The 1,258-nt window shown below is 64.7% G+C and carries 1 protein-coding gene; it reads right to left on the bottom strand.

Translation table 11 applies throughout. From position 1 onward, the window contains the following. The coding region (locus tag KB201_RS24620; RefSeq protein ID WP_211540892.1) for an IS110 family transposase at positions 1 to 1,049 on the bottom strand (1,049 nt) is incomplete at its 3' end. Positions 1,050 to 1,258: the final 209 nt, after the last annotated feature.

The raw sequence follows: 1,258 nt of genomic DNA, 5'->3' as shown, positions 1-1,258 counted from the left end.
GCTCCGAGGTCGGTGGTGAAGGCTTTGTAGAGTTCGCGGGCGACGTAGCGTTTGAGGCATCGGATGATTTCTTTCTTCGTTTTCTCGTTCTCGCGACGGGCGAGATAGGCGCGGGTGGGGGCGTGGGATTTGATCCGTCCGACGACGATCATGTGCAACGCGCTGTTGGCGCCACGGTCACCGCCACGGTTGAGGCGGTGACGCACGGTCTTACCCGAGGAGGCCGGCAACGGCGCGACGCCGACGAGTTTGGCGAACGTCGCTTCGGTACGCATCCGCTGGGCGTTCTGCCCGATCGTGATCAGCAACCGCGCGGCAGTGATCGGACCGACCTGAGGGAGCGCCAGCACCGTCGGCACCAACGCCTTCAACAACGTCTTCAACTCGCGGGTCAGCGTGGTGACCTCCCGGTGGGTCTGCCGATACCGCCCGGCAATGGACTTCGCCGCGAACACGAACGCTGCACGCGGGTCGGTCAACGACGCCGGGGCCGTCCACGATTCGACCAGTGCGAGTCGCTGCGGGGTGGTGGTGCGGGTTTTGAGTTGGTCAGCGAATTCATCGGGTGCGGTGGTGCACAGATCACGTAGCTGGTCACCGAGTTGGGTGCGGTGATCGACCGCCATTCTCCTTGCCACATACAGCATTCGGATCGATTCGGTGACACCTGAGGTGTCTTTGGCGTGGCCGCTGGCCCGACCGGTGAGCACCGCCATCGCCGCGGCGTAGGCATCGAGTTGATCGGACTTGCCGTGGGCTCGCCGCGCCCGCACATCCGGGGCGTTGATCTCGATCACCTCGACACCGTTCGCGGTCAATTCCCGGGCTAGTCCGGCACCGTAGGAGGCACTGGATTCGACCCCGGCCTGCTCGAGGCGGCCGTGGGTGCGGGCCCACTCCAGCAGCTGCCGGTAGCCGGCGGCGGTGGCCGAGAATTCCTGATCGGCCAACGGCTGGCCGAGGGTGTCGATGATCGCTGCGTGATGGGTTTGTTGGTGGGTGTCGACTCCGAGTACGACCACTTGCATATCCACTGCGGTCTCGGTCATTCTGGCGATGTCTCCTTCACTGCGGTGTTGGATGACCTCGCCGGGGCGGGTGGACACGACAGTGAGGAGTCACGGGCTCACGCCCGAACACGGCCCTTATTAGGTCACACCCGCCCCGGCCTCTCCAGGTCGTTTGCGGCGGCGATCACCGGCGGAATGAGGTCGACAGATCTCGTCCATGACACCACGGTCAGCCACGAAGCAGGTCA

The organism is Gordonia sp. SCSIO 19800 (assembly GCF_018132775.1).
GTDB lineage: Bacteria > Actinomycetota > Actinomycetes > Mycobacteriales > Mycobacteriaceae > Gordonia > Gordonia hongkongensis.
Note: the sequence above shows the minus strand (reverse complement) of the source record. Positions and strands in the feature narration are given on the sequence as shown.